The sequence below is a fragment of the Nocardioides sediminis genome (genome assembly GCF_003047295.1).
Taxonomy (GTDB): Bacteria; Actinomycetota; Actinomycetes; order Propionibacteriales; family Nocardioidaceae; genus Nocardioides; species Nocardioides sediminis.
Genome location: NZ_PZYZ01000002.1, coordinates 502,877 through 529,783, shown reverse-complemented (window position 1 = coordinate 529,783; position 26,907 = coordinate 502,877). Strand labels below are relative to the sequence as shown.

At 73.7% G+C, this 26,907-nt stretch carries 27 protein-coding genes; 8 read left to right on the top strand and 19 right to left on the bottom strand.

Annotated features, from left to right (window positions below):
• Nucleotides 1–110: 110 nt before the first annotated feature.
• Nucleotides 111–905: an enoyl-CoA hydratase/isomerase family protein gene (locus tag DAI17_RS07335; RefSeq protein ID WP_107772228.1), complete on the bottom strand. Its 795-nt coding sequence runs from the start codon at nt 903–905 to the stop codon at nt 111–113.
• Nucleotides 906–1,115: 210 nt separating this feature from the next.
• On the opposite strand from DAI17_RS07335, the gene DAI17_RS21225 reads away from it, so the two are divergent.
• Together DAI17_RS21225 and DAI17_RS07330 are read left to right on the top strand one after the other, a co-directional pair.
• A complete protein-coding gene (locus tag DAI17_RS21225; protein ID WP_091115022.1) occupies nt 1,116–1,274 on the top strand; it encodes a DUF5679 domain-containing protein in 159 nt (52 codons plus the stop codon).
• A gap of 122 nt (nt 1,275–1,396) precedes the next feature.
• Nucleotides 1,397–1,936: a hypothetical protein gene (locus DAI17_RS07330; RefSeq protein WP_107772227.1), complete on the top strand. Its 540-nt coding sequence runs from the start codon at nt 1,397–1,399 to the stop codon at nt 1,934–1,936.
• A gap of 1 nt (nt 1,937) precedes the next feature.
• Here the strand turns inward: DAI17_RS07330 and DAI17_RS20910 are convergent, their stop codons facing one another.
• The 5 genes from DAI17_RS20910 to DAI17_RS07310 all read right to left on the bottom strand — a co-directional run bounded on the left by DAI17_RS20910 (nt 1,938) and on the right by DAI17_RS07310 (nt 5,372).
• Nucleotides 1,938–2,108 (bottom strand): hypothetical protein, encoded by a 171-nt coding sequence (locus tag DAI17_RS20910; protein WP_159081402.1) that lies wholly within the window; start codon nt 2,106–2,108, stop codon nt 1,938–1,940.
• A 111-nt stretch (nt 2,109–2,219) separates the two neighbouring features.
• On the bottom strand, nt 2,220–2,384 hold the full coding sequence (locus tag DAI17_RS07325) for a hypothetical protein (protein ID WP_199904981.1): 165 nt from the start codon (nt 2,382–2,384) through the stop codon (nt 2,220–2,222).
• Between the two features lie 72 nt (nt 2,385–2,456).
• The gene (locus DAI17_RS07320; RefSeq protein ID WP_107772225.1) at nt 2,457–2,789 is read right to left on the bottom strand and encodes a WhiB family transcriptional regulator; all 333 of its coding nucleotides are present in this window, start codon (nt 2,787–2,789) and stop codon (nt 2,457–2,459) included.
• 156 nt (nt 2,790–2,945) lie between these two features.
• Nucleotides 2,946–3,200, bottom strand: a complete 255-nt coding sequence (locus DAI17_RS07315) for a hypothetical protein (protein WP_107772224.1) — start codon at nt 3,198–3,200, stop codon at nt 2,946–2,948.
• A 123-nt stretch (nt 3,201–3,323) separates the two neighbouring features.
• Complete coding sequence (locus DAI17_RS07310) at nt 3,324–5,372, bottom strand: ATP-dependent DNA helicase UvrD2 (protein ID WP_107772223.1); 2,049 nt, start codon at nt 5,370–5,372, stop codon at nt 3,324–3,326.
• 75 nt (nt 5,373–5,447) lie between these two features.
• Between DAI17_RS07310 and DAI17_RS07305 the strand changes: the two genes are divergently transcribed.
• Entirely contained in the window at nt 5,448–5,690 is a 243-nt protein-coding gene (locus DAI17_RS07305; RefSeq protein ID WP_107772222.1) for a mycoredoxin, read from the top strand.
• Nucleotides 5,691–5,696: 6 nt separating this feature from the next.
• Here the strand turns inward: DAI17_RS07305 and nudC are convergent, their stop codons facing one another.
• Nucleotides 5,697–6,614 (bottom strand): NAD(+) diphosphatase, encoded by a 918-nt coding sequence (nudC, locus tag DAI17_RS07300; RefSeq protein WP_107772548.1) that lies wholly within the window; start codon nt 6,612–6,614, stop codon nt 5,697–5,699.
• Nucleotides 6,615–6,656: 42 nt separating this feature from the next.
• Here nudC and deoD point away from each other — a divergent pair, with 42 nt between their 5' ends.
• A complete protein-coding gene (gene deoD, locus DAI17_RS07295) occupies nt 6,657–7,367 on the top strand; it encodes a purine-nucleoside phosphorylase (RefSeq protein WP_107772221.1) in 711 nt (236 codons plus the stop codon).
• Between the two features lie 35 nt (nt 7,368–7,402).
• Here the strand turns inward: deoD and DAI17_RS07290 are convergent, their stop codons facing one another.
• The 11 genes from DAI17_RS07290 to moeZ all read right to left on the bottom strand — a co-directional run bounded on the left by DAI17_RS07290 (nt 7,403) and on the right by moeZ (nt 21,928).
• A complete protein-coding gene (locus tag DAI17_RS07290) occupies nt 7,403–8,302 on the bottom strand; it encodes a sigma-70 family RNA polymerase sigma factor (RefSeq protein ID WP_107772220.1) in 900 nt (299 codons plus the stop codon).
• A 118-nt stretch (nt 8,303–8,420) separates the two neighbouring features.
• Entirely contained in the window at nt 8,421–11,669 is a 3,249-nt protein-coding gene (locus DAI17_RS07285) for an ATP-dependent helicase (protein ID WP_234412336.1), read from the bottom strand.
• Nucleotides 11,666–14,947 (bottom strand): ATP-dependent helicase, encoded by a 3,282-nt coding sequence (locus tag DAI17_RS07280; RefSeq protein WP_234412334.1) that lies wholly within the window; start codon nt 14,945–14,947, stop codon nt 11,666–11,668. Before DAI17_RS07280 ends, DAI17_RS07285 begins: the two co-directional genes overlap by 4 nt.
• A 46-nt stretch (nt 14,948–14,993) precedes the next feature.
• Nucleotides 14,994–15,662, bottom strand: coding sequence for a lysophospholipid acyltransferase family protein (locus DAI17_RS07275; protein WP_234412333.1), 669 nt, complete (start codon nt 15,660–15,662; stop codon nt 14,994–14,996).
• A 76-nt stretch (nt 15,663–15,738) separates the two neighbouring features.
• Nucleotides 15,739–16,254, bottom strand: coding sequence for a hypothetical protein (locus DAI17_RS07270; RefSeq protein ID WP_107772219.1), 516 nt, complete (start codon nt 16,252–16,254; stop codon nt 15,739–15,741).
• Nucleotides 16,251–17,531: a DUF58 domain-containing protein gene (locus DAI17_RS07265; protein WP_107772218.1), complete on the bottom strand. Its 1,281-nt coding sequence runs from the start codon at nt 17,529–17,531 to the stop codon at nt 16,251–16,253. The genes DAI17_RS07270 and DAI17_RS07265 overlap by 4 nt, the downstream gene beginning before the upstream one ends.
• Nucleotides 17,528–18,571 carry an AAA family ATPase gene (locus DAI17_RS07260; RefSeq protein WP_107772217.1) on the bottom strand — a complete coding sequence of 348 codons (1,044 nt, stop codon included), beginning with the start codon at nt 18,569–18,571 and terminating at the stop codon, nt 17,528–17,530. Before DAI17_RS07260 ends, DAI17_RS07265 begins: the two co-directional genes overlap by 4 nt.
• Nucleotides 18,552–19,007 carry a hypothetical protein gene (locus DAI17_RS07255; protein WP_107772216.1) on the bottom strand — a complete coding sequence of 152 codons (456 nt, stop codon included), beginning with the start codon at nt 19,005–19,007 and terminating at the stop codon, nt 18,552–18,554. The genes DAI17_RS07260 and DAI17_RS07255 overlap by 20 nt, the downstream gene beginning before the upstream one ends.
• Nucleotides 19,004–19,717 (bottom strand): DUF4129 domain-containing protein, encoded by a 714-nt coding sequence (locus DAI17_RS07250; RefSeq protein WP_107772215.1) that lies wholly within the window; start codon nt 19,715–19,717, stop codon nt 19,004–19,006. Before DAI17_RS07250 ends, DAI17_RS07255 begins: the two co-directional genes overlap by 4 nt.
• Before the next feature lie 104 nt (nt 19,718–19,821).
• The gene (locus DAI17_RS07245) at nt 19,822–20,691 is read right to left on the bottom strand and encodes a hypothetical protein (protein ID WP_107772214.1); all 870 of its coding nucleotides are present in this window, start codon (nt 20,689–20,691) and stop codon (nt 19,822–19,824) included.
• A 37-nt stretch (nt 20,692–20,728) separates the two neighbouring features.
• The gene (gene moeZ, locus DAI17_RS07240) at nt 20,729–21,928 is read right to left on the bottom strand and encodes an adenylyltransferase/sulfurtransferase MoeZ (protein WP_107772213.1); all 1,200 of its coding nucleotides are present in this window, start codon (nt 21,926–21,928) and stop codon (nt 20,729–20,731) included.
• Between the two features lie 275 nt (nt 21,929–22,203).
• Here moeZ and DAI17_RS07235 point away from each other — a divergent pair, with 275 nt between their 5' ends.
• From DAI17_RS07235 to DAI17_RS07220, 4 genes are all read left to right on the top strand, one after another.
• The gene (locus tag DAI17_RS07235; protein WP_234412331.1) at nt 22,204–24,501 is read left to right on the top strand and encodes an immune inhibitor A domain-containing protein; all 2,298 of its coding nucleotides are present in this window, start codon (nt 22,204–22,206) and stop codon (nt 24,499–24,501) included.
• Nucleotides 24,502–24,655: 154 nt separating this feature from the next.
• Complete coding sequence (locus DAI17_RS07230; protein WP_456093750.1) at nt 24,656–25,288, top strand: TetR/AcrR family transcriptional regulator; 633 nt, start codon at nt 24,656–24,658, stop codon at nt 25,286–25,288.
• An 82-nt stretch (nt 25,289–25,370) separates the two neighbouring features.
• Nucleotides 25,371–25,589 (top strand): DUF3107 domain-containing protein, encoded by a 219-nt coding sequence (locus DAI17_RS07225; protein ID WP_107772211.1) that lies wholly within the window; start codon nt 25,371–25,373, stop codon nt 25,587–25,589.
• A gap of 149 nt (nt 25,590–25,738) precedes the next feature.
• Complete coding sequence (locus DAI17_RS07220) at nt 25,739–26,017, top strand: GlsB/YeaQ/YmgE family stress response membrane protein (protein WP_107772210.1); 279 nt, start codon at nt 25,739–25,741, stop codon at nt 26,015–26,017.
• An 85-nt stretch (nt 26,018–26,102) separates the two neighbouring features.
• On the opposite strand, the gene DAI17_RS07215 is transcribed toward DAI17_RS07220, so the two are convergent.
• Nucleotides 26,103–26,828, bottom strand: coding sequence for a ferritin-like fold-containing protein (locus tag DAI17_RS07215; RefSeq protein ID WP_107772209.1), 726 nt, complete (start codon nt 26,826–26,828; stop codon nt 26,103–26,105).
• Nucleotides 26,829–26,907: the final 79 nt, after the last annotated feature.

Sequence of the window (26,907 nt, the reverse complement as noted above, 5' to 3'; positions counted from 1 at the left end):
GCTCCTACCGTGACGGGACGAGGCCGCACCGACGGTCCGGGAGACGTCCGCACGGGGAAGGCAGGCGTCGAGCGGGTCGGGGTGCGGCCTCTTCTCGCTCCCGTGGTGGGTCAGCGGCCCTCGAACACCGGGGCGCGCTTCTCGCGGCTGGCCCGGATCCCTTCCTGGAGGTCCTCGGTGGCCAGCGTGACCGGCTGGGCCAGCGCCTCCCACTGCAGGGCGCTCTCGAAGTCGGCGTGGCCGCCGTCGGCCAGGGCGATCTTGGTCAGCCGGGTGGCGATCGGGGCGGTGGCCGCGATCCCCTCCGCCGTGCGCAGCACCTCGCTGTCGAAGGACTCGGCGTCGACGACCCGGGACACGAGGCCGAGGCGCAGCGCCTCGTCGGCGTCGACGACCCGACCGGTCAGCAGCAGGTCACGGGCGTGGGCCGGCCCGACCACGTCGGGGAGCAGGTGGGTGCCGGCCATGCCCGCGTGCATCCCGAGCTTGACGAAGGGGACGCCGAGCTTCGCACCCGACGCGGCGTACCGGATGTCGCAGGCCAGCGCCAGGCAGAGCCCGGCGCCGATGGCGGGCCCGTTGACCGCCGCGATGGTCGGCACCTCGAGGCGGCGGATCGACAGCCACGAGCGGTAGAACGGCAGCATCCGGTTGCGCAGGTGGTCGACGCTGGCGTCGGGCTCGCTGGAGATCCACGAGGTGTTGCCGCCGGAGCAGAACGCCGACCCCTCCCCGGTCACCACGACCACCCGCAACGAGCGGTCGTCCGCGAGCTCATCGATCGCCCGGACCCACGACGAGGTCATCTCGTCGCTCATCGCGTTGCGCATGTCCGGGTTGTCCAGGGTCAGCACGGCGACGCCCGCGGAGGGGCGGTCGAGGCGCAGGTGCGTGTAGTCGGCCATGGGCCGAAGGGTAACGACCGGCGCCGGCGCGCCTCGTCCCGTGCCCTGCCGCGGCCCTGGCCCCGTGGGCGCCGCAGGTGTGTCGCGGCCCGGCGGGCCGCGGTTTGGGTAGTGTCACAGGCGGACCGGGTGCCCACCCTCCCGGACCCGCGCGGGCTTCCCCACCATCCCCGTCGCGTCACAGCGTGATCGAGAGGCAAGGAGGCCGTCATGGCGGAGACCTGGAGCGGCGAGTTCTACTGCGTGAAGTGCAAGGAGAAGCGCGAGGCGGAGGGCGAGGTCAAGGTCAACGACAAGGGCACCCGGATGGCCAAGGCCGTCTGCCCCGTCTGCAGCACCAACCTCAACCGCATCCTCGGCAAGGCGTGACGCTGGCTCGCTGAGACCACCGACCGCACGGCGACGTCACCCACGAGGGGGCGTCGCCGTCGTCGTCCCGGGCCTGTGGACGGGCGGGTGCGCGATCTCGCCGCGCGTTGCATCGTGGCCGCATGCGCCTCTCCCCTGCGGTCCCCGTGCGGCTCGAGACCATCGACCCGTGGCGTGAGCACGTCGCGGCGCTGGGGGCCGCCGCCGGCCTGCGGCACGAGCCGCGGGCCGAGGTCGTCCTCCACGTCACCGACCTGCCCGGCGACTGCTCCTCCTCCGACCCGTGGGTCGTCGCCTCGCGACCGCACCTGACGGTGGTGGCCGCCCCCGACGCCGTCCGGGTGGGCCCCTTCGTGGTGCCCGGCCTCACCGCGTGCCTGCGCTGCGTGCGCGCCTGGCTCGAGGACCCGCTGGCACCGGACCCGCCCGGTCGCGCCGCGCCGGTCGCGGGGCCCGGCGTGGACGCCGGCCTGCTCGCGGTGGCCCTCGGCTGGGCCGCGCGCGACGTCGCGACCTGGGTCCGGGGCGGCACCCCGTCCACCTGGTCCGCCACGGTGACCGCCGGCGCCGACCTCCGTCCGGCGGTGCGCGCGTGGCACCGGCACCCGCACTGCGGTTGCTCGTGGGGTCTGGACTGGAGCGACGCAGGCCAGGCGGTCTGACCTACCACCACTCGCTGTCGAGCTTGCCCTCGATCGATCTCAGGTGGTTGCGCGAGCACTCCTCGCAATAGGTGCGCCGCCGGCCGTTCTCCACCGACGTCGTCCACGTCAGGGTCTCGGCCCCGCTGCCCTGCCGGCCACAGAAGTCGCACGTCGTCGACTGGTCGCTCACGCCGTCGAGGCTACTCCGCAGCGGGGTCCGAAATGCCGACAGCCGGCACGATCCTGTGAGGATCGTGCCGGCTGTCGCTCTGCATCACCCGCGATCAGGGCGAGGCTGGTCCTAGATCGCGCGGGCGAGGGCGAGACGCGCCTGCTGCGCGGCCTGCTCGGCCTTGCGGCTCATCCGACGGGCCAGGGCCAGCTGGTGGCCGCGTCGGTTCTGCTGCGCCTCTCCCAGGCGCGCGGTCATCTGTGCGCGCGCCAGGTCTTCCTGCATGGTGCTCATGTCGTATCCGTCCGTGTGAAGTGTCATGTGGTGTGTCCGAGGGTCCTGCCTGAGAAGGGATGAGGACCGCCGTCAGGCGGCGACCTCGTTCTGGTTCTTGCGGGGTCGGCCGCGGGGGCGCTTGCGCGGGATCACCACGCCCTGGAGGAAGAGCTCGCCGCCCCAGACGCCCCACGGCTCACGCCGTTCGAGGGCACCGTCGAGGCACATCGCCTGGACAGGGCATCCCTGGCACAGGCTCTTGGCGTGCTCGACGTCCGTGGGGGACTCGGCGAACCACAGCTCTGCGTTGTTGGTGCGGCAGGGCAGCAGCTCGTCGTCCACCTGCGCGGCTGCGTCGTGCAGGTCACCCAGGTCGTGGGCGGCGTCGGCAGCTCGGTTGCGGTCGAGAACACTGATGGTCATGTGTGTCACCTCCTTCTCGTGGACCTGATCGCTGGTGCAGAAGAAACTCAGAAGCTCTGCGGGATCCGGCCCACCTGTCCCCCGCTGGGGAAACAGAAAGGCCGCGGATCCCGGTGTGGGTTCCGCGGCCTGGAGGCTGCCGATCTGTGTCTGGTCTCAGACGATCGGTGGTCTCCAGGCGGTCGGACCCGGGAAGTCACCCTTGACGCGGACGGCGTCGAGCTCGATGCCGCGCACGTCACCCATGACGGCGTCGACAGCGCCCGTGACGGCGATGCCGGCCACGTGGGCCCACGGCGTCGCGGACTCGAGCTGCTGGGCGCAGACTGCGGCCACGCGCGGGGAGGCGGCGACGACGGGCATGCCGAAGGACGGCGTCGAGGCCGTCATGGTGTCGGTGTAGATCTCCATCAGGTGCCACCTCCTTCGGGGCGTCGGGCGCTGACCAGTGCCAGTGGTCGCGTGCGCTTGGCTGTTGGTGAGAAAACTAGACCCTGCCCCGTGTAATGGGCAAACGATTTAATGGGTATTTCCTCAGATTTTTTCGGAGACGATCGCGAGGACGTCCTCGCCGTACTTGTCGAGCTTGGACGGACCCACCCCGCTGATGCGGCGCAGGGCGCCCTCGTCGGTTGGACGGTGCTCGGCGATCAGCTGCAGGGTGGCGTCGGTGAACACGACGTAGGCCGGCACCTTGTCGTCGCCGGCCCGCTCGAGCCGCCACTCCCGGAGCCGCTCGAACAGCGCCTCGTCGTAGGACGCCGGGCAGTCGACGCAGCGGCCGAGCTTCTTCTCGGCCGGGGTGCTCAGGGCCGTGCCGCACTCACGGCAGTGCATGGCCCTGCGGTTGCGTCGGCTGGGTGCGCTCGACGCGGCAGCCTTCTCCACCTCGGCCACGGCGTCGAGGAACCGGGAGGGCTTGCGACTGGCCCGGCCGCCGGGGTTGCGCGCGAGCGCCCACGAGATCGACAGCTCGCGCCGGGCGCGCGTCATGCCGACGTAGAGCAGGCGCCGCTCCTCCTCGATCGCGGCGGGCGACTCGGCGTAGGTGATCGGGAGCGTGCCGTCCTGGAGGCCGCACAGGAAGACGGCGTCCCACTCCAGGCCCTTGGCGGCGTGCAGGGTCGCCAGCGTGACGCCGTCGGCGATCGGGGCGTGCTGCTCGGCCGCACGCCGGTCGAGGTCGTCGACGAAGTCGCCGAGGGTCGCGCCGGGGGCCGCGGCGGCGAACTCGCCGGCCTGGTCGACCAGCGCCTGGAGCGACTCCCAGCGGTTGCGCGTCTCGCCGCGGGTGCCGGGCGCCTCCGGCGACCAACCCATGCCCGACAGGGTCGCGCGGACCAGGTCGGGGACCGTGCCGTCCTCCTGGCCCCCCCGAGCCGTGCCGCGGAGCAGGGTCACGGCCTGGCGGACCTCGGCGCGGTCGAAGAAGCGGGCCGCGCCCCGGACGACGTACGGGATGCTGCGTGAGGTGAGCGCGTCCTCGAAGGTCTCGGACTGGGCGTTGATCCGGAACAGGACGGCGATCTCGCCGGCCGGCGTTCCGGCCGCGCGGAGGGCGGCGATGCGTTGGGCGACGGCTGCCGCCTCGGCCACCTCGTCGGGGTGCGCGGTGTAGCTCACGGCCGTCCCCGACGGTCGCTGGGCGACGAGGTCGACGCCCTTGCTCGGGCTGCCGGCCAGCAGCTGGTTGGCCGCGGCCACGACCTCGGGGGTGGAGCGGTAGTTGCGCACCAGCTCGATGGAGGTGGCATCGGGGAACTTGCTGGTGAAGTCGCGCAGGTAGGCCGCGTTGGCACCGGCGAAGGAGTAGATCGTCTGCGCCGGGTCGCCCACGACGCACAGCTCGTCGCGGCCGCCGAGCCACAGGTCGAGCAGCGCGGACTGGAGCGGGGAGACGTCCTGGAACTCGTCGACGACGAGCCACTTGTACTGCCGGCGCACCTGGGCGGCGACCGCCTCCTCCTCGGCGAGCAGGCCGGCCGCGAAGAGCAGCACGTCCTCCATGTCCATCCGCCCCTGGCCACGCTTGACCTCCTCGTAGCCCTCGAGGACGCGGGCCACCGTCTCGGGGTCGAGGCCGGAGACGGACCGGCCGCGGGCCGGCGCGACGCGGGGGTAGTCGTCGGGGCCGACGTTGCTGACCTTGGCCCACTCGACCTCGCTCGCGAGGTCGCGCAACAGGGCCTGGTCGGCGTTGATGCGCTGTCGCCGTGCCGCCTGGGCGAGCAGGCCGATCTTGGACTCGATGAGCTGGGGCAGGTCGTGCCCGTGGACGCGCGGCCAGAAGTAGCGCAGCTGGCGCAGCGCGGCGGAGTGGAAGGTGCGGGCCTGCACCCCTCCGGCCCCGAGGGTGCGCAGCCGCCCGCGCATCTCCCCCGCCGCCCGGGTGGTGAAGGTCACCGCGAGCACCTCGGTGGGGACGTAGAGCCCCGTGGCCACGCCGAGGGCGATGCGGTGGGTGATCGCCCGCGTCTTGCCCGTGCCGGCGCCGGCCAGCACCCGCACGGGGCCGCGGAGCGCCTCGGCGACCCGGCGCTGCTCCGGGTCGAGCGCGTCGAGCAGGTCGGTCGGGTCGGGCATGGGGGTGGAACAACTCCCGGGCATGGTTGGTTGGGTCGACGGACAACGAAACCCTAGACGTCAGGACCGACACCCATGACCTTCACGATGTACAGCACCCCCTGGTGCGGCTACTGCCACCGACTCCGCGGCCAGCTGGACCGGGAGGGCATCGCCTACGAGGTGGTCGACATCGAGCAGCAGCCCGACGCAGCCCTCATCGTCGAGCAGGTCAACAACGGCAACCAGACGGTGCCGACCCTGGTGTACGCCGACGGCTCGGCGCACACCAACCCCAGCCTCACGCAGGTCAAGGACAAGCTGGCCGCGCTGGCCTGACCGGGGTCACCAGCCGCCCGGCAGCGGGCCGCCGTACCAGTCCTCGATCAGCGAGGACGAGATGGAGATGCCCGCCGGGATGAGGACCTCCCCGGACTCGCAGCCCCGGCGCAGCTCGTCGCGGGTGAACCAGCGGGCGTCCGCGATCTCGGCGCCGTCGACGTCGATCCCGGTCGTCGTGGCCCGTCCCCGGAAGCCGATCATCAGGCTGGCCGGCAGCGGCCACGGCTGGTTGCCGAAGTAGGCGACCTCGTCGACGGTGATCCCGACCTCCTCCAGCACCTCGCGGCGTACGGCGTCCTCGAACGTCTCGCCCGGCTCGACGAACCCGGCCAAGGTCGAGTAGCGCCCCTCAGGCCACACGGCCTGGTGGCCGAGCAGCAGCCGCTCGTCGGCCGAGCCGGGGTCGCCGTGGGTGATCGCCATGATCACGGCCGGGTCGGTGCGCGGGAACTGCCGGCGGCCGCAGCCGGTGCACTCGAGCTCGTGGCCCGCGTGCCGGGACTCCAGCGCCGACCCGCAGCGCGGGCAGTGCCGGGTGACCCAGTGCCACTCGGCGAGACCGACGGCGTGGAAGAGCCACGGCGCCGACCCGGGGTCGGCCACGAGCGCGGGCAGCAGGCCCCGCAGCGGCACCCAGTCGTCGTGCCCGCCGCGGACGTCCTCGGGGTCGGCGAGCACCGCGAACCGGGCCACCCCGTCGCGCTCGCCGAGCAGGACCCGCGTGCCCCTCGGGGCCTCGGCGGGCGCCACCCAGGCCGCGTCGCCGGCCACCGGGCGCAGCCGGTTGCCGGAGACGACCAGCACGCGCGTGCGCGGGTCGGCCCACTGCTCGTCGAGCCAGTCGTCGTCGGTGCGGCGCTCCCCCACCCGGTTGTGCGCGTGGGCGGAGAGGGCGAGGTGCGGCAGGCTGTGGTCGTCCACGGACGCCACGCTACTGGCCGCACCGTCGCCTAGGGTCACGCCATGAGCACCCACATCGGCGCCCGCCCCGGCGAGGTCGCCCCCGTCGTCCTGATGCCCGGCGACCCGCTGCGAGCGGCCTGGATCGCCGAGAAGTTCCTCGATGACGCGCAGTGCTACTCCGAGGTGCGGGGCATGTACGGCTTCACCGGCACGTGGCGCGGGCACCGGGTGTCCGTGCAGGGGTCGGGGATGGGACAGCCGTCGCTGGCGATCTACGCCACCGAGCTGTTCCGCGAGTACGACGTGCAGTCGATCGTCCGGGTCGGCTCCTGCGGCGGGCTCACCGAGGACGTCGCGATCCGGGACGTCGTCATCGCCAGCGGCGCCTGCACCGACTCCTCGATGAACACCCACCGCTTCCACGGCTTCGACTACGCGCCGGTCGCCGACTTCCACCTGCTCCGACGGGCGTACGACGCGGCGTCGACGATGACGGGCACCACCACGCACGTGGGGCTCGTCTTCTCCGGCGACTCGTTCTACTCGCCCCGCTCCGAGCTGATGGCGCCCATGGTCGAGCACGGCGCGCTCGCCATCGAGATGGAGGCGAGCGCGCTGTACACGCTGGCCGCCGCCCACCGTCGTACGGCCCTGGCCGTGTGCACCGTCTCCGACCACCTCGTCACCGGCGAGCACACGAGCGCCCAGGAGCGCGAGCAGACCTTCGACGCGATGGTCGACATCGCGCTCACGGCGGCGCTGGAGAGCTGAACGCCCCGCGCCGGGTCCGACCCGACGGACCGAGGTCAGAGCAGCTCGACGTCCAGGTCGGCCAGGGTGGCGGGGTCACCGAGCATCTCGATGCGGGTGATGACGCCGTCGACGACGGTGAGCACCCAGGCCGAACGGGTGGTGCCGCCCGGCGCCCACACGGCGGCGGGCACGCCGTCGACGAACGCCGGCCGGGCCGCGGCCGCCCGGCCGCTGAAGACCTGGGCCACGGCGTTGCGGCCGCGCAGCACGGGTGCGAGTGCCGGGGCGCCGAGGTGGGCACGGGTGGCGGCGGCCTGCACGGAGAACGCGTCGGCGCGCAGCTCGATGTCGGGGTCGAGCAAGGTCAGCAGCCGCTCGAACCGCCCCTCCCGGGCCGCCTCCAGGAAGGCATCGACGACCTCGTGCTGCCTCCGTCGGTCGGGTTCGGACTCGCCGCCGCGCACCTTGCGCCGAGCGCGCGAGGCCAGCTGGCGCGCGTTGGCCGGGCTGGTGTCGACGATCGGCGCCACCTCGTCGAACGGCACGCCGAACAGGTCGTGCAGCACGAACGCGAGCCGCTCGGTCGGTCCGAGCTGGTCGAGGACGACGAGCAGGGCGGCACCCACGGCGTCGGCGGTGGCCGCGGCCTCGGCGGGGTCGCGGACGAGCTCGTCGCGGGACTCCCCTGCGGCGACCGGCTCGGGCAGCTCGTCGACGACCCGCTCACGCCGGGCGGCGCCGGACTTGAGCGCGTCGAGACAGATCCGCGAGACCACGGTGGTGAGCCAGCCCTCGAGGTTGTCGATGTCGTCGGTCCGGCTGCGGTGCAGGCGTAGCCAGGCCTCCTGGACGGCGTCCTCGGCGGCCGCGTGGCTGCCCAGCATGCGCAGCGCGACCGCCTGCAGCCGAGGTCGCGCCCTCTCGAACCGGCTCGCCAGCACCTCGTCGGTCATCGACCCATCCTCGCGTGTCCGGGCGGCCCTCGCCCCGGCGGCGGGCCGTCCCCTGCGATGACGACCCAACAGGACGAGATGTGACGCGGCCCGGCCCCCGAGGTCCGACGGCCCACGCTCAGCCGCTGACGATCCGCTCCAGCTCCTCGCGTCCGGGGAGGTCCTCGGGCTCGACGGTGCGGCCGGACCGCACGTAGTGGAACACCGCCCGCACCCTCTCGAGCGGGATGCCGGTCAGCTCGGCCCATGCCAGGCGGTAGATCGCGAGCTGGAGCGGGTCGGCGGTCGCCGCCTTGTTGGTCTTCCAGTCGACGACCACGTAGCCGGGGCCCCGCCCGGTGTCCTCCGCGTAGACGGCGTCGATGCGGCCGCGGACCACCTGCCCGGCCAGCACCAGGGCGAACGGCGCCTCCACGGCGTGCGGCACGCGCTCCGCGTAGGGCCCGGCCTCGAACTGCCGCACCAGCTCGGCGAGGTCGCTCTCGTCGTCGATGCCGGCGTCGGCCCGGCCCTCGAGCTCGTCGTAGGGGATGAGCTCCGGCTGGCCGAAGCGCGACTCGACCCACGCGTGGAAGCGGGTGCCGAACCGCGCGGCCGAGGAGGGCTTGCGCGGCATCGGCCGGGCCAGCTCGCGGGCGAACTGCTCGGGGTCGTCCCGCAGCCGGCTCATGGCCGTGGCGGACAGGCTCGACGGCAGCTCGACGCGGACCTGTCCTGCCCGGTCGGCCCGCGCCTCAGCCAGGAGCCGCTCGATGGCGGCGTCCCACTCGGCGACCTGGCCGGCGGTCACGAGGTCGAGGCCCTCGTCGGGACCGTCGACCTCTGCGGCGCGGACGGCGGCGGCCGCGTCGAGGCGCAGCCGCGCCTCGCGGCCGATGCCCGTCACGGGCCAGGGACGGGACGGGTCGTCGTCGGCGTAGGGGTGGGCGGCCCCCTTGGCGGGCTTGTCGAGCCACCCGGCGACCTCCTCGCCCCACCCCTGCACGACCTCGCGCATCGTCTGCTGGAAGGGCGAGGGCCCGAACGGTGTCTTGCGGGTGTTCCACAGGAAGGACGTCACCCACATCTCGTGCTCGGCGCGGGTGAAGGCGACGTAGCCGAGCCGGAGCTCCTCGACGGCCTCGTGCTGCTTGGAGGCGGCGCGGTAGGCGTCGAGGGCGGCCTTGTCGTAGCCCTGCAGCTGCGGCAGGTCCCGCGCATCGCCGCGCAGCGGCGCCGGCATCACCGACGGCGACGAGGTCCACAGCGTGCGGCCCCGCTGGGAGGGGAACCGGGTCTCCCCCACCCCGACGAGGAACACCGAGTGCCACTCCAGTCCCTTGGAGCGGTGCACCGTGAGCAGCTTGACCGAGTCGGCCTCCGTGGGGGTCGCCGCGTCGAGGCCGTTGCCCTGGTCGTCCTCCGCGGTCAGGTAGGCGAGCAGCGCCGGCAGGCTGACGTCGCCGTCGACGGCCTGGAACTCCGCGACCGCCTTGACGAAGAGGTCGAGGTTGTCTCGCCGCGCCACGGCGGCCGGGCCGACGGCGGAGGCGAGCTCGATGTCGACGCCGGAGGTGTCGATGACGCGGCGTACGACGTCCAGGAGCGGCTCGGCGACGTGGGTGCGGAGCATCCGCAGCTCGGCGGCCAGCAGGGCGAACCTCTCGCGCGCCTCGTCCGAGTAGGGCAGCTCGGTGCCGGGGTCCTCGAGGGCGTCCCCGAGGGCCGGGACCTCGGCGGGGTCGATGCCGTCGGCGATCTCGAGCAGCTGCTCGGCGACGTCGGAGGCGTCCGGACCGCGGCCGCGGCCTCCGGCGAGCTCGGCCGCGCGCTGGGCGAGGAGGGTCAGGTCGCGGGGCCCGACGGCCCAGCGGGGTCCGGTCAGCAGGGTGAGCAGGGACGCGTTGGCCGTGACGTCGTGCATCAGGTGCAGCGTGGCCACGATCTCGGCCACCTCGGGCAGGCGCAGCAGCCCGGAGAGCCCCACTATCTCGACCGGGACGTCGGCGCTGGTGAGGGCGTCGAAGACCTCTTCGGCGTGGGCGTTGTCGCGGGTGAGCACGCCGAGGCGCGACCAGTCGCCAGTGGTCTCGTGGGCGGCCCGGACCCGCTCGACGAGTGCCGCCAGCTCCTCGCGGTGGGTCTCGAACACCTGGACCTGCACCAGGCCGGGCGCAGCGCCGTCCTGGGCGACGAGCGGCGAGACCTGCGGGAACGCGTCGTACAGCGGTCGGGCCAGCACGTTGGCGAGCTCGAGGATGCGGGCGTCCGAGCGCCGGTTGACCGTCAGCGGCAGCACCGGCACCTCGCCCCGGGCCGCGGGAAAGGTGTCGGCGAAGTTGAGGATGTTGGACACCGAGGCACCGCGCCAGCCGTAGATCGCCTGGTTGGGGTCGCCGACGGCGGTGACCGCGTGCCCCAGCCCGGAGGCCTCGTCGGGGCCGGAGAAGAGCCGCGACAGCATCAGGGCCTGCGCGACCGAGGTGTCCTGGTACTCGTCCAGCAGGACCACCCGGAACTTGTCGCGCTCGGCGGCCCCGACGTCGGGCTGCTCGTCGGCCAGCCGGGCCCCCAGGGCGATCTGGTCGGAGAAGTCCATGAGGCCCAGGTCGGCCTTGAGGCGGCGGTAGCCCTCGACGAGCTCGAGCAGCTCGGCCCGCCGGTCGATGGCGGAGAGGGCCTTGTCGATCTCGCCGAGGTAGGTCGCGCGGTGCTTGCCCTGCTCCTCCTCGAGCCGCGCGGCCAGGAACCCCGGCCGCTCGCGGGCGTCGAACGCACGCACCTCGTCGGGCGACCGGAGGTGCTCGCTCAGCGTGGAGTCGAGGGCCAGGAGGTTCTGGATGGCGGTCTCGGGGTGGTCGGTGAGGTGCTGGACCACGCCGGTGTGACGGTCGACGACCCGGGCGCCGAGCTGGTAGCGGGCGGCGTCGGTGACGACCCGGGTGTCGGGCTCGTGGCCGATGCGGAGCCCGTGCTCGGTGAGCAGGTTGGCGGCGTAGGCGTTGTAGGTGGCCACCGTGGGCTCGAGGACGTCCTCCCCGTCCTCGCGCGGGGCGGTGTCGAGGACCCCGGCGGTCACGAGCGCGGCGCGGATCCGGGTCCGCAGCTCGCCGGCCGCCTTGGTGGTGAAGGTGAGGCCGAGGACCTGGTCGGGTCGCACCTGCCCCGTGACCACGAGGTAGACCACCCGCGCGGCCATCAGCGTCGTCTTGCCCGACCCCGCGCCCGCGATGACGACGGCGGGCGACAGCGGAGCGGTGATGGCGGCCCACTGCTGGGGACTCGGCGCGAACGGCGCCTGCATCACCCTGCGGAGGTCCTCGGGGGTGTCGATGCGCAGCGGCTCGGGCCGGGTGGCCGGGGTGGCCGGGTCGGTCAGCGTCGTCACTGGGTCACCACCGATCCGGCACCCCGGGCGGGGCAGAGCGAGACGTAGGGGCAGTCCTTGCAGTGGTCTCCGGGGATGGCGGGGAACTCCTCACGGCGCAGGTAGCCGGCGGCGGTGGACAGGGAGGCGTGCAGGGCGGCCCGTTCGGGCGAGTCGTCGGGGTGCGGGTCCTGGCGCTGCTCGACCGCCGAGGGACTGTCGTCGAGCGCGCCGAGCTGCACGAGGTAGGCACCGCCCGACACCGCCTCGGGAACCGTCGCGTCGACCGCCCCGTGGTCGACGGCGAGCTGGTAGAGCGCGAGCTGGGGGTCGACCTGGACCGCCTTGCCCGACGGCTTGCCGCGCCCGGTCTTGAGGTCGACGACCACCACCCGGCCCTCGTGGTCGACCTCGAGCCGGTCGACGTAGCCGCCGAGGCGCACCTGCTCGCCGTCGGCGAGCTCGACGACGGTGGAGAACTTGGCCTCGGTGCCGACGAGCCTGCGCGGGTTGGAGTGGTGCCAGGCCAGGAAGCGCGCCAGGGCCGCCCGGACGCGACCGTGCTCGCGGGCCGCTGCCCACGGGGTCCGGAACTCCAGCCGTTGCCACACCGCGTCGACGTGGGCCATGAGCAGGTCGACGTCCTCGGGGCCCGCCTCGAGGTCGCCGGTGCCGACCCGCTCGGCGAGGGCGTGCACGATCTGCCCGAGGTTGGCCGACTGGTGCGAGCGCGAGACGCCGCCGGCCTCCCGGGAGAGGAAGTGCTGGGTGGGGCAGGCCATCAGTCCGGTCAGGGTGCTGGCCGAGAGCGGCACCGGCTCGTCGGCCGGGCGGACGGGCCGGGCGGAGAGGCTGGCGGCCCGGGTCCCCCACCACGTCGCCGGGTCGGCCTGCGGCACGACCGGTCGGCCACCGACCGACTCGAGCGCCAGGGCCTTGAGACGTCGGGCGGCCGCCTCCCGCAGGGCAGGCGGGGTCTCGGGGTCGGCCAGGTGCTGGCGCAGGTCGCTCACCAGCCCGGCCATCGACAACGGCCGGCGCGGCCGTCCGCTGTGGTGGACGGGCTGGATCTGCAGCTCCCCCAGGAAGCGGGAGGGCTGCTCGCCCTCGTCGTCGGCCGACGCCACCGCGGTGACGACCAGCCGCTGCCGCGCCCGGGTGCAGGCGACGTAGAACAGCCGCCGCTCCTCGGTGAGCAGCTCGCGCGAGCTGACCGGGGGCACCAGCCCGTCGGCGCGGATGCGGTCGGCCTGGAGCAGCGTGCTGCGTCGGCGCAGGTCGGGCCAGACGTCCTGCTGCACGTGGGCCACCACCACGAGCCGCCACTCCAGGCCCTTGGCGCGGTGGGCGGTCAGCAGGCGCACCGAGGCGCCGCGGACCCCGCGCTCGGCGAGCGTGTCGCCGGGGATCTGCTGGGCGACCAGCGTGGCGAGGAAGTTGGCGATGCCCAGGTGGTCCTTGCGCTCCTCGGCCCGGGCCGCGGCCTCGAAGAGGGCGACGACCGCGTCGAGGTCGCGGTGGGCACGTCGGGCGGCGGCGCCGCCGAGCTCGACGCCGCGACGCAGCCGGTCGGGCCAGGACGTCCCGGACCACAGCAGCCACAGCACCTCCTCGGCCGTGTCCCCGTCGGCCGACGCCGCGCGCCCGCGCCACAGCAGGGACACGAAGGCTCGCGCCCGCTCGACCTCGGGGCCGTCGAGGCCCACGAGGAAGTCGGGGTCGACGAGCACCTGCCGGAGGAGGTCGCGCGAGCGGCGCGGGGCCCGCTCCTCCACCTTGGCGACTGCCTTCTCCCGGGCCCGCAGCAGCCGGCCGAGTCGCCGCAGCTGACCGGCGTCCAGCCCGGCGAGCGGACCCAGCAGCATGGCCTCGACACGACCCGGGTCGAGGAAGTCCACGTGCGTGGGATCGTCGTTGTCGAGGTTGAGGATGGCGCGCAGCGCGTCCAGCAGCGGCAGCGCCGCGGGGTCGCGGACCAGGGGCACGTCGTCACCCGCGACCTCGACGGGCACGCCGGCGGCCCCCAGCGAGCGCCGCAGACCGGGGATCGAGGTGCGACCCGAGCGGACGAGGACGGCCATGTCGTCCCACGGGATGCCGTCCTCGAGGTGGGCGCGCCGCAGCAGGTCGGCCAGGTGCTCGGCCTCGGCCCGCTCGGTGTCGAAGGTGAGCACCTCGACCCGGCCGGGGCCGTGCGGTCCCGGCTCGGCCACCGGGGCGGCGAAGTCGTCCCGGGCGGCCTCCGGGATGGTGCCGGGCAGGGCGATCCCGCCGGCGACGCGCTGGGCGGCCAGCAGCAGCCGCGGCCCGAACCGGCGCGTGGTGCGCAGCGCCACCACCTCGGCGGGCGAGCCGTCCCGGGCGGGGAACGTCGTGGGGAACTCGAGGATGCCGCGCACCTCGGCGCCGCGGAACCCGTAGATGGACTGGTGCGGGTCGCCGACCACCGTGAGGTTGCGCCCGTCGCCCGCGAGCTCGTGGAGCAGCGCGACCTGTCCGGGGTCGGTGTCCTGGTATTCATCCACGAAGACGTGCGAGAAGCGGGCACGCAGCTCGTCGCGGTGCTCGCGGGCCAGGGCGGTGGCGCGCCGGATGAGGTCGGAGTAGTCGATGGCGCTCTGGGCGTCGAGGTTGTCGAGGTACTGCCCCATGAAGAGGCCGGCGGCGACGAGCTCGGGGGCGCCCTCGGCCCGACCGAGCTCGACCAGGGCGCGGTCGTCGAGCCCGTTGTCGCGGGCCCGGCCCAGCACCGCCTGCACCTCGCGGGCGAACCCGCGGGTGCCGACCGCTCGGGCCAGGGAGTCGGGCCAGGTCACCGACTCGGGGTGGTCGGTCAGCAGCTCGCGCATCACCACGTCGGCCTCGGGCGCCGACAGCAGCCGCAGGGGGCCGTCGTAGACCCCGGCGGGCGTGTAGGTGCGGACCAGGCCGTAGGCGAAGGAGTGGAAGGTCGAGCTGAGGGTCGTCGTGCTCGTCCGGCCGAGCCGGGCGGTGACCCGGTCGCGCAGCTGCTCGGCCGCCTTGCGCGAGAACGTCAGCGCCAGCACCTCGTCGGGGCTCGCACCCCGCCGCTCGATGCGGTCGACGATCGCCTCGACCAGGGTCGTCGTCTTGCCGGTGCCGGGTCCGGCGAGCACGAGCACCGGGCCGCCGGGGTGGTCCACCACGCGCTGCTGGTGGGCGTCGAGGACCGGCCCGGACACCTGCCCGGGACGCTCACGCACGAGCCGGTAGGCCGGGCGCGGAAGCTGCTGGCCCGGCTGCCGGCCCGAGGGGCGGCCCTGCTCCTGGATGGTCACGGGACGACCCAACCAGACCGCACCGACAGCGGCGCCGCGACCGGGCTCACGCCTCGGTCGGACGCTCGTTGTAGGTCCCGGCCTGCTCCTGGCCGGAGAGCTCCCCGATCGCCGCCATGACCCGGTCGGTCAGGTCGCGCCGCGCACGCCCCGGCGGCACGCCGTCGTACTCCCCCGCCACCGCGATCGGCGGTCCGAAGCGGACGGTCACCGACGCGAGCCGGGGCAGTGTCGACCCGACGGGCTGGATCTGCTCGGTGCCGGTCAGCCCGACCGGGACGACGGGGCAACCGGCGGTCAGCGCGAGGTGGGCGACGCCGGTGCGGCCGCGGTAGAGCCGGCCGTCGCGCGACCGGGTGCCCTCGGGATAGATCCCGAACGCCTCTCCGCGGCCGAGCACCTCGAGGGCGGTGTCGAGGCTGGCGATCGCGGCCTTGGTGTCGTCGCGGTCGACGGGCAGCATGCCCAGGCCCTCGAACCACGCCCGCTGGAGCGCGCCCTTGACCCCAGTGCCGGTGAAGTAGTCGGACTTGGCCAGAAAGACCACCTTGCGCGGTGCGACCACCGGGATCACGACGCTGTCCACGAAGGAGAGGTGGTTGCTGGCCAGGATGACCGGCCCGCTGCGGGGCACGTGCTCGAGCCCGGTGACGGTCGGTCGCCACACGGCCTTGGCCACCGGCGGCACGACCGTGTGCAGCACGCGATACATCATGCGGCCCATTGTGACCCGGCAGCCGGCCGCACCCGCGCAGCCCTCCCTGCCCCGGACAGGCGCGTCGCAGGTCGGCTCACGACTCGTCCCCGGCCGCCTGCCGCAGCGCGAGGGCGGCCGCGAGCACGAGCCCGGCCACGGTGACCAGGGCGACCGTCCACAGCGCGGGCTGGTCCGGGGCGCCCTCGAGGCCCAGGGCGGCGGCCCAGGCCACGGGCGCGACGAGGAGCGCGAGCAGCGCACGGCGTACCCACAGCAGTGCGAGGGGTCCGTCGATCGTGAGCCGCCCGGGACCGTACGACGCGAGCAGCGCGGCCACGTGGGCGCCCAGCAGCGCCGCCGCGGCCAGCAGGACCGTCGGCTGCAGCGGGTCGGCCACCCGCACCCCCCACCACCCGATGACGAGCACGAGCACGATCCAGCCGACGGGCGACTCCGGCGCGATCGCCCAGGCGACCGCGAGCGCCGCCAGCACCACCACGAACGGCGTGGCCGGCCGCTGGCCCGCGGCGGCCACGGCGACCAGCGGGAGCAGCACCACGAGCAGCCGGGCCAGGACCGCCGAGCGGCTCCACCGGCGCAGCGCGCTCACCGGGCCCGCACCCGCGGCTGCTGGGCACGGCGCGCCAGCCGGTGCAGCACCTCGTCGACGGTCCCGGGTCCTCGCCAGGGGACGACGGGGCAGCCCAGCCCGGCCAGCCGGTCGAGGAGGTTGTCGCGCTCGACCCGCCGCATCCGCCAGGCCAGGCCCGCCCGGGACCGGGGTCCCCCGAGCTCGTCGAGGTCACGCTCGCCGAGGGTGTCGATGACGAGCACGGGCACCCCGCGGCCGGCCAGCGCCGCCGTCGCGGTGACCACGGGGGCGTGGAGCATGGGCGAGAGCACGTAGACGACGCAGTCGCCCTGCACCCCCAGGTCGGGGACGGCGTCCTCGACGCGCCGCGTCTCGGGCACGACGCGGGCCAGCGTCCCGGTGAGGCGGTGCAGGTGCCGGGTGCCGCTGCCGAGCGGGACCCGGGCGTCGCCCGGTCCCAGGACCCGCAGGCCCACCCGGTCCCCGACCCGGACGTGGTGCTCGGCGAGGGCCGAGGCGGCGCGCACGGTGAGGTCGAGGCTGCTCGCGGCACCGCCGACGCCCCCGCTGGCGCCCAGGTCGCGGAAGGCGTCCACGACGACCAGCACCCCGGAGTCCTGCTCGGCGCGGGTGGTGACGACCTGCAGCGTCCCGGTGCGCAGCGACACCGGCCAGTGGATGCGTCGGAGCCGGTCGCCGGGGGCGAAGCCCCGGATGCCGCTGAACTCCGACCCGCTGCCCACGCGACGGGACCGGTGCGCGCCCACCAGCCCGTCCGGCTGCGGCACCTCCGCCCGCGAGTCGAAGGCCGCCGCCTGCGGCAGCACCGCCACCGAGACGCCGGGCACCTCCCGCGGCCCCCAGCGGAAACCGGCCCAGGCCCCCGTGAGCGCGACCTGTTCGGCCCCCACCGTCCGCCGTCCCCAGCGCGTCACCCCGATCCCGGCCTCCGGGACCCCGTCCCGGACCAGGCCGCCGACGGTCCCCGAGGCCGGCGAGAGGACGACGTACGACGGACGCTCCAGCACGCGGGTCACGTGCTCGACGCCGTCCGGGGGGTCCACCACGAGCCCGCTCACGATCCCCTGTCCCTCGTGCAAGCGGTGGGTGCCGAGATCGGGCACCAGGCGTGGCGTCGTGCGCGGGCGGTGCGCCAGGCCGAGGACGGCCGGCACCACGAAGGGCGCGGCCAGGACGACCAGGACCGGCGAGCCGAGCGCCACGGCGCCGACCAGGCCGGCGGCCGCCACGACGCAGGCGCGGGCCAGCGCGGGGGTCGCGACCCAGCGGGTCACCGCTGCCCCGGGCCCGGCCCCGCGCCCTGGGGCTGGAGGTCCCGCCGCTCGAGGGTCTGCGGGGTGGGCACGCTCGCGAGCACGGAGTCGATGATGCGCGGCCCGGAGGCGGAGGTCATCCACAGCTCGGGCCGGACGGTGACGCGGTGCCCCAGCACCGCCCGCGCCACGGCCTTGACGTCCTCGGGCACCACGTAGTCACGGCCCCGGACCAGCGCCCAGGCGCGCGCGGCCAGGACCAGCCCGAGGCTGCCGCGCGGGGACGCCCCCGTCAGGGCCTCGGCGTGCCCGCGGGTGGCGGCCGCCAGCGCCACGCAGTAGCGGCCGACCGACTCGTCGACCTGGACCCGCTCGACCGCGGCCTGCAGGCCCGCCAGCCCGGCGGCGTCGGTGACGGGCTCGACCACCACCTCCTCGCGCTGCCGGGCCACTCGGCGTGCCACGACGTCGTACTCCTCGTCCGCGCTCGGGTAGCCGAAGTCGACGCGCATCAGGAACCTGTCGAGCTGCGCCTCCGGAAGCGGGTAGGTGCCCTCGTACTCCACGGGGTTGGCGGTCGCGAGCACGTGGAAGGGGCGCGGCAGCGGGTGGGTCTCCCCCTCGACGGTGACCTGCCCCTCCTGCATCGCCTCGAGCAGCGCGGCCTGCGTCTTGGGGGGCGTGCGGTTGATCTCGTCGGCCAGCAGCAGCCCGGCGAACAGCGGCCCCGGGCGGAAGGAGAACTCGCTGGTGCGCTGGTCGTAGACGTAGGAACCGGTCAGGTCGGCCGGCAGCAGGTCGGGGGTGAACTGGGCCCGCGCGAAGTCGAGCCCCAGCGCCTGGGCGAAGGACCGCGCCGCCAGGGTCTTGCCGAGGCCCGGGAAGTCCTCGATGAGCACGTGCCCCTTGGCGAGCACCGCCGCCAGCACCAGGGCCAGCGCCGGCCGCTTGCCCACCACCGCCTGTCCCACGCGGTCGAGGACCTCGGCCGCGAGACGGGTGGCCTCCTCGTTGCTGAGCGGCGGGACCGTTGTGGGGGTGTCACGTGCTGCGTCGCTCACGGAGCGCCTCGATTCGGGTCAGGTGGCGGTCGATCTCGTCCGGCGTGAGCCGCCGGACGGGCTGGGAGGCGAGCTCGCGGAGCCCGGGGTCGGCGAGGTCGGGGTCGCGGGACCTCGCCAGGGCGACGAGGCGGTCGCGCAGCGCGGGGCCGGGCTCGCGGGAGTCGAGGTGGCCGTCCAGCACGCGGCTGTGCGCGGTGTCCTCGCTCGCGTCGGGACGGACGAACGGCGGGAGGCTCGCGTCCCACCCGGCGGCACGGGTGCCGGTGGCGTCGAGCACGAGCCAGAGCAGCGCCGTGACGGTGGTGGCGAGCAGGGCCCAGCCCAGCGGCCGTGGGTCGTAGTCCACCAGGGTGAGCGCCGCGTGGCCGCCGGCCACCACGAGGACGAGGACCAGGGCGCGCGCCCACCACGCGCGTCGGAGCGCTCCCCTCACGAGGCCACCCCGGACCGCACGCGGATCCGCGCCAGCGCGTCGAGGGCCGCCTGCCGCTGCGGCTCGCCCACCTCGTGCTCGCTGAACCTGGCCTCGCGGTAGAGCTCCAGCAGGCGCGTCACGGCCCCGCGGTCGACCTCGGCGACGTCGAGCATGCGCAGGGCCAGCTCGGACGACGTCTCCCACTCCCGGCGTGCCAGCCCGGCGCGCTCGGCCTGGAGCTCGAAGCGGTGCCAGCACTCGACGATGGCGTTGCGCGGCTCGCCCTGCCGCAGGGCCCGGGCCTGCGCGTCGGCGTCCTGGGCCATCGCGGCCGCGACCCGCTGCCGGTCGTCGAGGGCCTCGAAGTCACCGGTGGCGGCCTCCTCGCGGGTACGCCGCAGCGCGAGGGCCGTGCGCACGCGTCGTACGACGAGCCACGCGACGTAGGCCATCCCGGCGAGCGCGAACAGCTGGACCGCCCCGCCGACGAGGTTGAGCAGCACGCGCACCCAGGTCGGCGGGTCGCTCTGCTCGATGTCGTCGCGGGTCGTGCCGGCGGTGTCGACCGGCGCCTCGTCGGTCGCCGTCGTGGTCGTCTCGCGGCTGATCTGCGGACCGTCGCCGGTGAAGACCTCCTGGGGCCCGAGCAGCGCCGCCCACGCGACGAGGACGACCAGCACGCACGCCCCCGTGACCGCCAGCGCGGCGACGACGGCGGGCCTCCTCATGCGGCGACCCTAGACGAGGGCACCGACCCTTCCGCGGAGGTGACCGGCGGCCCCGCTCCCCACGAGACGGGGCCGCCGGAGGGTGTGGCGAGCGTCCGGCCGCGTCAGAGGACGGGGCTGAACGGCTCGGTGCCGGGCACGAGGCGCAGGCCGCTCAGCGGACCGTGCTGCTGGGCGTAGCCGAGCTCGTGCGCCAGGTCGCCCACGCCGTTGGAGCCGGCGAGCGGGGCGATGGCGAGCGTCGAGAGGGTGCCCAGCGCGTTGCCCTCGGCGTCGAGGAAGGCGCTGCCGGAGTCACCGGGCACGCCCGGGGTGACGGTGTAGACCGGGTGCGACCAGCCCTCCCCCTCGGTGCCCAGGCTGGTGCCCTGCTTGGGCGAGAGCGCCTCGACACCGCCGCGGAGGCTGGAGTTGCCGTAGGAGTAGACCGTGTCGCCGGCGGCGGTGCCCGCGGTGTTGAGCGCCACCGGGCCGCCCCAGAACGGGACGGACGGGTTGACCTTGCCGACGTCGGCGGCGTCGACCTCGACCAGGGCGAGGTCGTTGTAGGCGCAGGCGTTCTCGTCGGTCTCGCCCCGCTGCTGCATGGTCAGCCACGACGAGTAGGCCAGCGTGCCCTCGCCCACCGTGGTGCCCCCGGTGACCAGCGAGCCGCCCTCGACGAAGCTGACCCGGGTGCCGAGCGGAAGGGATGCCGCGTCGCAGCCGTTGGTGTCGGTCGCCTCACCGGTCCCCGCGCAGTGCGCGGCGTACCCGACGTAGGTGGCCCCGGAGCCGTCCTCGTACACGAAGTTGGCGGTGCACTGGGCGCCCTCGGTGTACATCTGCACGCCCGGGTGGATCTGGGCGGTCTCCGCAGGCGCCCACGCGGTGCGGGAGGGCTCCTCGACGGCGGCGGCAGGGGTGGCCGTGGCCACGGCCGCGGTGAGGACGGCCGTGGAGGCCAGGGTCAGGACCTTCGTCGGTGTACGCATACCCGGGCCAACGAGGTGGCCCGGGTCGCGTTACGGCTCAGTACGTCGGCTGGCTCGGGTCGATCTGCGAGACCCAGGCGACCACGCCGCCGCCGACGTGGACGGCGTCGGCGTACCCGGCGCCCTTGACGATGGCCAGGGTCTCGGCCGAGCGGACGCCCGACTTGCAGTGCATGACGACCTGCTTGTCGGCCGGGAGCTGCCCGAGGGCGTTGCCGTTGAGGAACTCGCCCTTGGGGATCAGCACCGAGCCCGGGATCTTGTTGATCTCGTACTCGTTGGGCTCGCGCACGTCGACCAGCACGAAGTCGCGCTCACCGGCCTCACGCTCCTTGAGCATCTGCTCCAGGGTGCTCACCGAGATGGTCGAGCCGGCCGCGGCCTCGGCCGCCTCGTCCGACACCGCGCCGCAGAAGGCGTCGTAGTCGATGAGGTCGGTGACCGTCGGGTTGTCGCCGCAGAGGGCGCAGTTGGGGTCCTTGCGCACCTTGAGCTTGCGGTACTCCATCTCCAGCGCGTCGTAGATCATCAGCTTGCCGGCGATCGGCTCGCCGATGCCGGTGAGGAGCTTGATCGCCTCGTTGACCTGGATCGACCCGATGCTCGCGCACAGCACGCCCAGCACGCCCCCCTCGGCGCAGCTGGGGACCATGCCCGGCGGCGGCGGCTCGGGGTAGAGGCAGCGGTAGCACGGCAGGTCCTCGCCGAGCATCGGCGCGAAGACCGACGCCTGGCCGTCGAAGCGGTAGATCGAGCCCCACACGTAGGGGATCCCGAGGAAGTACGCCGCGTCGTTGACCATGTAGCGCGTCGCGAAGTTGTCGGTGCCGTCGACGATGAGGTCGTAGCCCTCGAAGACGCGCTTGACGTTGTCGTTGTCGAGGCGCTCGTTGTGCACGACGACCTCGACCAGCGGGTTGACCTCGGCGATCGACTCCTGCGCCGAGACCGCCTTGGGCCGGCCGATGTCGGACATGCCGTGGATGATCTGGCGCTGCAGGTTGGACTCGTCCACCTCGTCGAACTCGGCGATGCCGAGCGTGCCGACGCCGGCGGCCGCGAGGTAGAGCAGCGCGGGCGAGCCGAGCCCTCCGGCGCCGATCACGAGCACCTTGGCGTTCTTGAGGCGCTTCTGGCCGGTCATGCCCACGTCCGGGATGATCAGGTGGCGGCTGTAGCGGCGCACCTCGTCGGTGGTGAGCTCGGCGGCAGGCTCGACGAGCGGGGCGAACGACACGGCGTACTCCTAGGTTCTCGGGGGTCATCGGGGGCGTTCGGCGCAACGCCCTCGACGCCGTCCATGTTCCCCGCGGGTCGGCCGCGGCCCGGTCACGTCCCGGCATCCGGACGATCACGAAACGACAAGTCACCGCCCCGGGGGTCTTGTCAGGACGTCCTTCGTGGGTGAGGGTCGCCCTCGTTGAAAAAATCCTGCTCGGGAGGACCAACCGGCGCCGTCGTGCGCCGTGTGCCCACCCGGGCGTCCCCTCACATCCGGGAAGGCACGACACCTTGAGATCCCTCACCCGACGCTTCCTCACCGGAAGCACCGCCCTCGCGGTCACGGCCACGATGGCGGCCACGGTCTCCGCGACCACGGCCACTGCGTCCCCCGACCGGGCCGACGACAACCCGAAGGCGGCGGCCCACCGGCCCGACAACCGTCCGGGCCCGCTCACCAAGCGCCAGGACGAGCTCCGCCAGAAGGCGCTGGCCATGCTGGCCAACGGCTCGGCCGACCTCCAGCGCCGCCAGGGCGGCGGCGCGACCGTCTCCCTCGCCGGCAACAAGCCGGGCAGCGAGGCGGCCCCCGCCGCCTTCGAGTTCCCCGTCAACCGCACCGACCGGATCTTCACGGTGCTCTCGGAGTTCTCCGACACCGAGCACAACTCGATCCCCGAGCCCGACCGCTCCCAGGACAACTCCACCGTGTGGCGCGAGGACTTCGACGCCGCCTACTACGACGACCTCTTCAACGGTCCGTCCGAGTCGATGGCCGACTACTACCGCAAGGTGTCCTCGGGCAAGTACGCCGTCTCCTCCACCGTCGAGGACTGGGTCACCGTCCCGGGCACCCTCGCCTCCTACGGAGCCAACGACGTCGAGGACAACGGCGGCTCGTGGCAGTTCATCGCCGACACCGTCGACGCGTGGTACGCCGACCAGATCGCGTCGGGCAAGTCCCCTGCCGACGTCAAGGCCTACCTCTCCGCGCTCGACGTGTGGGACCGCTACGACGCCGACAACGACGGCGACTTCAACGAGTCCGACGGCTACATCGACCACTTCCAGGCCGTGCACGCCGGCGAGGGCGAGGAGGCCGGCGCCTCCCCCGACGCCATCTGGTCGCACCGCTGGTACGTCAACGGCACCGACTACGGCCAGACCGGCCCCGGTGAGAACAAGCTCGGCGGCACCGAGATCGGCGACTCCGGCATCTGGATCGGCGACTACACCGTCGAGCCCGAGAACGGCGGCCTGGGCGTGTTCGCCCACGAGTACGCCCACGACCTCGGCCTGCCCGACTACTACGACACCGCGGGCGGCGAGAACGGCACCAGCTTCTGGACGCTCATGTCCTCCGGCTCGTGGCTGGGCCACGGCGAGGCCGCCGGCGACGGCATCGGCACCACGCCCGGCCTGATGGGCCCCGAGGAGAAGCTCGAGCTCGGGTGGCTGGACTACTCCGAGGTCGGCTCCGGCGAGGCCGGCACCTTCAACCTCGGCCCGTCGCAGAACACCTACGACGACCCCGGCACGACGGCGAACGAGGCCGACCAGGCGGTCAAGGTCAACCTGCCCGACCTCACCACGACCACGGCGTACACCACGCCCCCGCAGGGCTCGAACGCCTGGTGGTCGGGCCGCGGCGACGGCCTCAACAACACCCTGACCCGTCAGGTCGACGCCTCGGGCTCGGTGACCGTGACCGCCTCCGCGTGGTACGAGATCGAGGCCGGCTACGACTACCTGTACGCCGAGACCTCCACCGACGGCGGCAAGAACTGGACCCAGGTCGGCAACCCGGTCGACGGCTCGTCGGGCAACCGCTGGAAGGGCCTGCGCTACCGCTACACCTCGTCCGGTCCGCACCTGTTCCGCTTCCGCTACGCCACCGACGGTGGCGTCAACGAGGCCGGCGCGTTCCTCGACGACATCGCGATCAAGTCCGCCGCGGGCACCGTCACCGACGGCGCCGAGGCGGGCGCCAACGGCTGGACGGTGGACGGCTGGAAGATCTCGACCGGCTCGGAGACGGTCACCACGCCGCGCTACTACCTGATCGAGAACCGCCAGCACGTCGGCTACGACTCCACGCTCGGCACGGGTCCCTACAACTTCTCCCAGGGCCTGACCAAGCCCAACTGGGTGGAGTTCTTCCAGTTCCGTCCCGGCATGGTGGTCTGGTACGTCAACGACGCGTACGCCGACAACAACGTCGCCACGCACCCGGGTGCGGGGTCCGCGCTGCCCGTCGACGCCCGCCCGGCGCCGTTCACCTACTCCGACGGCACGCGGCCGAGCAACCGTCGCCAGCCGTTCGACGCGGCCTTCGGCACCACGGCCGTCCCGGAGACCTGCCTCCACAAGGAGGTCCTCGTGGGCAAGGGCAAGAACGAGACCGTCCAGGAGCTCGCGGCCTGCGCCCCGGCGAACGCCGGGATCCCGACCTTCGACGACAGCGACCCGCTGCGGTACTGGTCCTCGGCCAACCCGCAGAACTCGGTCAAGGTCGCCGGGGTCGGCGTCAAGGCCACGGTCACCGGTGGCACCGGCGGCTTCCTGACGGTGGCCGTGTCCAACCCCTGACCGGGACGGCACCGTCCACCGCACGCACAGCACGACACAGCAGGGGCCCCGCACCACGCGGGGCCCCTGCCTCGTCCGCGCCCCTCGTCCCTGCACGTCCACCCGTCTACCTGCGAGTAGGCTTCGGGCTCATCCATCCGTGGGAGGAACACACGTGAGCGTTGACCGCTTCGAACCGGGAGAGGCCCGGCCGCGCGGCGGCCGGATGCCGCGACGCGAACGCCGCGCCCAGCTGCTCGAGTCGGCCCTGGAGGTCTTCGTGGCCCAGGGCTACCACGCGGCGGCGATGGACGACATCGCCGACCGGGCGGGCGTCTCCAAGCCGGTGCTCTACCAGCACTTCCCCGGCAAGCTCGAGCTCTACCTCGCCCTGCTCGACACCTCGTGCGACACGATCATCGACAACTGCCGCCAGGCGCTCGCCGCGACGACCGACAACAAGCGCCGCGTCGAGGCCACGATGGACGTCTTCTACACCTACGTCGCGGCCGACACCGGCGCCTTCCGCCTGGTCTTCGAGTCCGACCTGACCAGCGAGCCGGCCGTCCGCGAGCACGTCGACCGGGTGACCACCGAGTGCGCCGCGATGATCGCCGAGGTCATCCACGAGGACACCGGCCTGCCGGACGACGCGTCGCGGCTGCTCGCCGTCTCGCTGGTGGGAATGGCACAGGTCAGCGCCCGGTTCTGGCTCTCCGAGACCGCCGGCATCAGCCAGAAGGACGCCGCGGCCCTCGTGGCCGGGCTCGCCTGGCGAGGGATCCGCGGCTACCCGCTGGACCACTGAGGCGCCACCCCCGGGTCGTGCCTCGAGGACCGGCTGGCTACCGTCACAACACACCCCCGTACACACCTGAAGGAGTTGCCCCGTGGAGGTCAAGATCGGCGTCGAGCACGCCCCCCGCGAGCTGGTCGTGGAGACCGACGCCAGTCCCGAGGACATCGAGACCCAGCTGGCCGAGGCGGTCGCCTCGTCCGGGTTGTTCGCGTTCACCGACACCAAGGGCCGCCGCATCGCGGTGCCGGGCAGCAAGATCGCGTACGTCGAGATCGGCGGCGGCACCTCGAAGGCCGTCGGCTTCCGCTGAGCGGACGATGAGGGCCGCGACGCGCCCATCACCCCTGTAGGGGGTTGGTGTTTGAACCCGGTCCCTCGCCGGACGATGATGAGAAGTGTCGACCACACGGTCGGCAGCGATCGCACCAGCAAGGGTGCGGCATCCGAAAGGCAGAACTCGTGGACATCCTGTGGCTCATCATCGGAGGCGTCGTGATCGGCCTCCTCGGCAAGCTCGTCGCCCCCGGCGACAAGGACAACATCCCGCTGTGGCTCACCGTGCTGTGCGGCATCGGCGGAATCATCCTCGGCTACTACATCTACGCGGCCTTCGGCGGCGACGGCTCCGGCGGTGTCGACTGGGTCCGTTGGATCGTTGCTGTCATCACCTCGGCCGTCCTGGTCGTGATCGCCTCGACCGTGACCGGCCGCAACACCGGTTCGCGCACGCGGGTCTGACGCACCACCTGCACGCAGCACCACGAAGGGCCCCGCACACGGTGCGGGGCCCTTCGCCGTGTCCGGGGTCGTGCGGGCTCCGCCGTCAGGAGTCGAGACCGAGGTCGGCCATCCGCTGCGCGTGCCGCTCGGTGAGGCGGGCGAACATCCGGCCCAGCGCCGCGAGGTCGAGCCCCGGGCGGTCCACTCCCCCGGCCAGCAGCGCGCTGAGCGCGTCCCGCTCGGCCGCCACCCGCTGGGCCTGGGTCAGCGCCTCGCCCATGAGCCGACGGCCCCACAGCGCGAGCCGGCCGCCCAGGCGCGGGTCGACGGCGATGGCGGCCCGCACCCGCTCGACCACGAAGGCGGAGTGGCCGGCGTCGTCGAGCGCGTCGATGATCAGGTCGCGGGTGTCGGCGTCGAGGTAGGCCGCGATCTCGCGGTAGAAGTCCGCCGCCAGCCCGTCGCCGACGTAGGCCTTGATGAGCCCCTCGTACCAGTCGGCGGGCGCCGTGTGGCGGTGGAAGGAGTCGAAGCCGGGACGGAAGGTCTCCATCGCCGCGAACGGGTCCGCGCCGAGCGACTCCAGCCGCTCCTGCAGCTTGCCGAGGTGGCCGAACTCCGCGGCGGCCATCGCGCCGATCGCGACCTTGTCGGCCAGCGTCGGAGCCAGCTTGGCGTCCTCGGCGAGACGCTCGAAGGCCGACAGCTCGCCGTACGCGATGGCGCCGAGCAGCTCGATGACGGCCTCGCGGTAGGCGGGGTCGTGGACCGCGTCGACGGGGCTCCCGCCGGCACCCGGGCCGGCCGGCTCGGCGGAGGATTCAGTCATGTCGGCACCCTAGGGGATACAGTGGCCGCATCGAGCGCCACGCCGGAGCCCGAGCGCAGCAGCCCTCCGCGGTCCCGGC

Coding starts and splice junctions, on each gene's coding strand:
- DAI17_RS07335 (WP_107772228.1), bottom strand. CDS start 905: ATGGCCGACTACACGCACCTGCGCCTCGACCGCCCCTCCGCGGGCGTC.
- DAI17_RS21225 (WP_091115022.1), top strand. CDS start 1,116: ATGGCGGAGACCTGGAGCGGCGAGTTCTACTGCGTGAAGTGCAAGGAG.
- DAI17_RS07330 (WP_107772227.1), top strand. CDS start 1,397: ATGCGCCTCTCCCCTGCGGTCCCCGTGCGGCTCGAGACCATCGACCCG.
- DAI17_RS07325 (WP_199904981.1), bottom strand. CDS start 2,384: ATGAGCACCATGCAGGAAGACCTGGCGCGCGCACAGATGACCGCGCGC.
- DAI17_RS07320 (WP_107772225.1), bottom strand. CDS start 2,789: ATGACCATCAGTGTTCTCGACCGCAACCGAGCTGCCGACGCCGCCCAC.
- DAI17_RS07315 (WP_107772224.1), bottom strand. CDS start 3,200: ATGGAGATCTACACCGACACCATGACGGCCTCGACGCCGTCCTTCGGC.
- DAI17_RS07310 (WP_107772223.1), bottom strand. CDS start 5,372: ATGCCCGACCCGACCGACCTGCTCGACGCGCTCGACCCGGAGCAGCGC.
- DAI17_RS07305 (WP_107772222.1), top strand. CDS start 5,448: ATGACCTTCACGATGTACAGCACCCCCTGGTGCGGCTACTGCCACCGA.
- deoD (WP_107772221.1), top strand. CDS start 6,657: ATGAGCACCCACATCGGCGCCCGCCCCGGCGAGGTCGCCCCCGTCGTC.
- DAI17_RS07290 (WP_107772220.1), bottom strand. CDS start 8,302: ATGACCGACGAGGTGCTGGCGAGCCGGTTCGAGAGGGCGCGACCTCGG.
- DAI17_RS07275 (WP_234412333.1), bottom strand. CDS start 15,662: ATGATGTATCGCGTGCTGCACACGGTCGTGCCGCCGGTGGCCAAGGCC.
- DAI17_RS07250 (WP_107772215.1), bottom strand. CDS start 19,717: ATGAGGAGGCCCGCCGTCGTCGCCGCGCTGGCGGTCACGGGGGCGTGC.
- DAI17_RS07245 (WP_107772214.1), bottom strand. CDS start 20,691: ATGCGTACACCGACGAAGGTCCTGACCCTGGCCTCCACGGCCGTCCTC.
- DAI17_RS07215 (WP_107772209.1), bottom strand. CDS start 26,828: ATGACTGAATCCTCCGCCGAGCCGGCCGGCCCGGGTGCCGGCGGGAGC.